General features: G+C 63.9%; 6 protein-coding genes. 4 read left to right on the top strand and 2 right to left on the bottom strand.

Translation table 11 applies throughout. The annotated features are described in order from the left end of the window. The first annotated feature begins 856 nt into the window (after window positions 1-856). A complete protein-coding gene (locus ACHFFZ_RS01955; protein ID WP_394274984.1) occupies window positions 857-1,603 on the top strand; it encodes a helix-turn-helix domain-containing protein in 747 nt (248 codons plus the stop codon). Between the two features lie 10 nt (window positions 1,604-1,613). Beyond that, window positions 1,614-2,057, top strand: a complete 444-nt coding sequence (locus ACHFFZ_RS01950; RefSeq protein ID WP_394274983.1) for a hypothetical protein — start codon at window positions 1,614-1,616, stop codon at window positions 2,055-2,057. Window positions 2,058-2,186: 129 nt separating this feature from the next. Here the strand turns inward: ACHFFZ_RS01950 and ACHFFZ_RS01945 are convergent, their stop codons facing one another. Next, window positions 2,187-2,426 carry an alpha/beta fold hydrolase gene (locus ACHFFZ_RS01945; protein WP_394274982.1) on the bottom strand — a complete coding sequence of 80 codons (240 nt, stop codon included), beginning with the start codon at window positions 2,424-2,426 and terminating at the stop codon, window positions 2,187-2,189. A gap of 185 nt (window positions 2,427-2,611) precedes the next feature. Between ACHFFZ_RS01945 and ACHFFZ_RS01940 the strand changes: the two genes are divergently transcribed. Together ACHFFZ_RS01940 and ACHFFZ_RS01935 are read left to right on the top strand one after the other, a co-directional pair. Beyond that, window positions 2,612-2,971 (top strand): hypothetical protein, encoded by a 360-nt coding sequence (locus tag ACHFFZ_RS01940; protein ID WP_394274981.1) that lies wholly within the window; start codon window positions 2,612-2,614, stop codon window positions 2,969-2,971. 76 nt (window positions 2,972-3,047) lie between these two features. Continuing rightward, window positions 3,048-3,533 (top strand): DUF2231 domain-containing protein, encoded by a 486-nt coding sequence (locus ACHFFZ_RS01935; RefSeq protein WP_394274980.1) that lies wholly within the window; start codon window positions 3,048-3,050, stop codon window positions 3,531-3,533. Window positions 3,534-3,856: 323 nt separating this feature from the next. Here the strand turns inward: ACHFFZ_RS01935 and ACHFFZ_RS01930 are convergent. Next, window positions 3,857-4,602: cation diffusion facilitator family transporter (locus ACHFFZ_RS01930; protein ID WP_394274979.1), on the bottom strand; the 746-nt coding region annotated here is incomplete at its 5' end.

Raw genomic sequence — 4,602 nt, 5'->3', positions numbered from 1 at the left:
AGTTTTGCTTGAAACTCTGCTACGCCAATGGAGCGATGAACACAGTATTCTTCCTCCTAGGGATAGTGGGAGTTTTGTATTGGGTAGGGAAGGTAGCTCTCACATAGTCCACCGAAGGCTTCGGCGGACTGTTGGGAAAATGCAACACTTAGCCTCGATCCGCCGATGGTCCGTCGGTGATCGGTTGTTTTCTGCTGCGGGCACCACCAAAATTTTCGGGCAGGAATGATACCCAGATCACGTCGTCGTCTAGTTGTTCCACGAACTGGTAGGTCAGCTCGGGCCGAAGGACTTCGGTTCAGGTGGTCAGGCAGGGACAGTCACCGGCGGCGCGTGAGCGTGGGGGTGCTGTTGCAAAGTTGGGCCAGGGTCGAAAAGCCCAACCTCAAGACATCAGTTGTCCTTGCTCCGGGGTGCTTAAGCTGTCTCGAATATCCGGCTGACGATCACAGCGTCCGGGTTCACCACTTCCCAGGACTTGACCGGCAGGACGGTGAAATCGAGCATGACTGGGCGGCGCCTTCTAGTCGTGGGAGGGCTCGGGCCGGGCCAGCCTAGCCGGTTCCACCGGAACCCAAGGTGCCCGTGATCCTTCACCCCGCCGCGAACTGCGGTCCGATGCCGCAGGACGAGCACCCCACCGGTCAAGCTCCAGGGCCCCGATGCGGGTATGCATCATATTCGCGCGTTTGTGCAATCTTCGCTGCATCTCGACACTTCAGGCGCCGAGGCTGTCGAGATGCTGTGAAGATTGCACAGGCCACGCCTGCAGGCTCGCTCTTTCCGGATTGCCGCTACTCCGTGTGCAGGGCGAGTGATTAGCAACGGAGACGGCTGGGTGCCCTAGGTTGATGCCATGGCTCAAGTGTGGCGTCGTCCAGCAAGCGGTCTCGCCCTCGCCTATGCCGTCGGGCCCGTGGCGCCAGGTGGGCATGTCAATGTCCCCGACGGCCGATGCGGCCTCGTCTGGGCAGACTCCACAGTGTGGTGGCTTGGCCCGGCAACGCGTCCCTGGATTCCTGACCGAGCGCTCGACACCGTCATCGGGATCCGCTTCAGCTATGTGACGGGACACGGGTTCGCCGGGACCGCGCTGGGCCCGTGGCGCGACATGCGAGTTGAGCTCAGCGAGTTGCAGAGCCACGCAGCACAAGCCGCCGAGCTGAAGCTCACACTGGCCGCGTGCACCTCACCTGCTCGACAGGCAGCAGTCCTCTTGGGGTACGCATCCGCACATGCCACCTCTGCCGACAATGCAGCAGTCCAGATGCTGGAGGCGGCGTGGAGGGGAGATTCGGTGTCGGCAGTCGCCGCTCGACTCGGCCTCTCGACGCGTCAGGTGCATCGTCGGTCCCAGGATGTCTTCGGCATGCCACTGTCCACCCTGCGCAGGATCATCCGACTTCACCGAACCAGCGCGGCGCGGGGAACGGGGGCCACAGCGACCCTGGCTTCGTTGGCGGCGGAAAGTGGGTTCACCGACCAGGCGCATCTGGCACGGGAGTGTCGCGCCCTCACACTGGCCCCGCCTTCCCGTGCCCTCATCCCTGGGGGTGTCGCAGTGTCTGATTCGTTCAAGCCGGCCCCGCGGCCCACCTTCTAGTGTCCCGGGTATGCAGACGTGGGAAGAGATCATCGAAGCCATCCAGACGGCACTTGCTGGGCGTAGTACCGAAGCGCGAGAGGCCCTGCAAGCATGCTGGGACCGCTCGGACCCTCGTGACGCCGCGCAACGTTGCGTGATCGCCCACTATCTGGCTGATCAGCAAGACGATCTCCATGACGAGATCGCGTGGGACGAGCGAGCACTGGCGGCATTCGCTGACGTCGCTGAGGACGCACTTGTCCCTGTGGGGGTGCCGTCCACGGCCGGATTTGCTGTCAGCCTGCACCTGAACCTCGGAGACGGCTACCTCCGCGCAGGAGAGCTGGCCAAGGCGCGCGTCCAGGTGCAGGAAGCTCAATCAGCAGTTCACCTGCTCCCCGCCGAGGGCTACGGGGCAATGATCCGCGGAGGCGTGGAACGACTCGCCACCCGCGTCGAGGCCGCTTCCTGAGCGAGACGAGCCACTGTTCTCACCATCAGACCTTGAGGTTTGTTACCGAGATGCGCCGAAGTGTGCACGACAGTGTCATCCCGCAAGCTGCAGTACGGCTTCGGTTACTACCACTCGCACGGGCTCGTCTCACCGGTCACCCGTAGCGAGCCCATGCCCTAGGTCGAACTGCCTATCTGCCGCTTCCAAGATCTGCGCCCATTCCCCCGGCGTTGGGTGATGACCCATCCCGGCGACCTCGAGCAGTGCGCTTGCCGGGGTGGCGCCGGCGAGTCTGCGCCCCTGATCAGGTGGTGTCATGGTGTCCTCTGTTCGGACCACGAGCAGCAGCGGATGGACTAGGGCGTGTCTGACAATCGTTTGGACCACGCGAGCACCGCCTTCAGGATCACCGCGGCCCGGTAGACGATCGCGTACTTGTCATACCGGGTTGGTTCGCCCCGGGTTTAATGGAGGGTAGGAAACTGGAAAAGAAATCCCTTACATGCCCGTCAAGTACACCCCACACCCACCTACACTCATCACCAGCACGGCAAAGACGGGAAGGTCAGACAATGACCAGCACCGACCACCTCGACGCCGGCGCCACAGAAGAGCTCAGCGCGCCCCTCCTCCTCAACCCCGAAGCCCTCCTCCTGTGCGGACTTATGTGGGCCGACTCCGACCACCCCACCAGCTCCACTGACTGCGAGGTACTCACCGCCAATGACTTCTACGACGAGGTGACCGTTGTCGACATCATGCAGGAGGTAGCTGACCAGGACCCTGGCCCCAATTTGCAACAGCACCGGTGGGAGGACTACCGTGAGATGTGTGTCGTGGAGACAGACACCATCCTCGGTTGGCCCTGTTCACGGCATGGTTATCCCAGCGCCGCTGACACGTTGCGCTGCACTTACCCCCCGATCCTTTAGCGTCTAGCTCACCGGCCTCCAGGCCTCAGAGGAGTTTCCCCCAAGCCTCATGGAGACCTCACCTGAAAGGCTTGTCATGTTGGAAATCCTGGGTCTTCCTGCCCACATTCTGTTTCTCCACGCTGTGGTCGTTCTCTCCCCGGTCGCTGCCCTGACCGGTCTTGTCTACGCGCTGCGCCCCTCCTGGGGGCGGATCCTGGAAGGGCCGGCAGTTGTCCTGGCGGTGCTGGCCGCGGGTTTCACACTGCTGACCGCCAGCGCGGGAGAGGCACTCCAGCATGCCCTGCCGTCTGACCCCCTGATTGAAGCCCACGCCGAGCAGGGCGGGCTACTCGAGGTCAGTGCCGCGTTGTTCACCGGCGCTGTTCTCGTGCTCGTGGTCATGACCGGGCCCTGGATCAGCAGGAAGACACCGTTTCTCACCCGCCTCAGGCACACCCGGTGGCTGGTGATCACCGTGAGAGTTCTGGTGGTGCTCGCGGCCGTATGGATGATCTACCAGGTGGCGGTGACCGGCCACAGCGGCGCACAAGCGGTGTGGACCAACTGGCGCACAAGCTGACACCCCGGCCATGCCCCTCCCGCTTCACTCCAGTACCGACAGTGGAAGAGACAGTGTCAGCCGCACGCCCTCCCACCGTCTCCGCGACGCGTCCCCGCGGCAGGTCACGACGCTCAGGAAGGGAGACGATCAAGCCGATTCACCCCGATGAGCCTGGGAGGGATACCCGCCGGTGGCCACAAGAATGATGCGCCTGCATGCCTGCACCCGAGGGTGAGCATCGGCCGGCAGATAGCCGGGACCGTCAGCCATCAACTTCGGTGTCGGCCATTCCCGTGTGATGCCGGTGACCGGGTAGGTCTCCCCGGGGTGGTGGCCTGGAGTTAATGCGGGGTGAGGTCCCTGTCGGGTTCGATATGGACGAAGGCCTCGGCCCCGGGGAAGAGCGCATCGACGGTGTGTTCCAACTGGTTGGCGATGTCATGGGCGTCGATGACGCTCCAGTGGCCGGGTACCCCCATGACCAGGTAGATGTGGCGGTGGCGACCCGATTCCACGGTCCGGGGTGGGGCGAAGGTCACGCCGTGGGTGTGGCTGAACCGAGCGAGAGTGCCGGTCAGCTCCTCCATCTCTGCCGCCGGCAGGGCCGCGCTGAGCAGTCCGCTGAGGGACTGTTTGAGCAGACGGTAGCCGGTCCAGAGGATATTGGCTCCCACTGCCAGGGCGAGGACCGGGTCGAGCCAGTACCACCCCGTCACCGCGACAGCGGCGATACCGACCACCACCCCGGCCGAAGTCCACACGTCGGTGAGCAGGTGATGTCCGTCCGCGGCCAACGCGGCCGAACGGTAACGCTTGCCCGCTCGCAGCACAGCCAGCCCGACGAGCAGGTTGAGCCCGGAGGCCACCAGGGTCAGCACCAGACCCAGGCCGACCTGTTCGAGTGGCTGGGGAGCCAGGAGGCGCTGCACTGAGGTGACCACGATCAGCGTCGCAGCAACGAAGATCATCGCCCCCTCGACCAGGGCGGAGACGTATTCCGCCTTACCGTGGCCGAAATGATGGTTGTCATCAGCGGGACGAGCAGCGATGCGCACGGCGATCAGGCCCACCACCGCGGCCACCACTA

This window comes from Luteococcus sp., assembly GCF_043424415.1.
GTDB lineage: Bacteria > Actinomycetota > Actinomycetes > Propionibacteriales > Propionibacteriaceae > Luteococcus.
This window is presented reverse-complemented; position numbering and strand designations above follow the sequence as displayed.

Coding starts and splice junctions, on each gene's coding strand:
- ACHFFZ_RS01955 (WP_394274984.1), top strand. CDS start 857: ATGGCTCAAGTGTGGCGTCGTCCAGCAAGCGGTCTCGCCCTCGCCTAT.
- ACHFFZ_RS01950 (WP_394274983.1), top strand. CDS start 1,614: ATGCAGACGTGGGAAGAGATCATCGAAGCCATCCAGACGGCACTTGCT.
- ACHFFZ_RS01940 (WP_394274981.1), top strand. CDS start 2,612: ATGACCAGCACCGACCACCTCGACGCCGGCGCCACAGAAGAGCTCAGC.
- ACHFFZ_RS01935 (WP_394274980.1), top strand. CDS start 3,048: ATGTTGGAAATCCTGGGTCTTCCTGCCCACATTCTGTTTCTCCACGCT.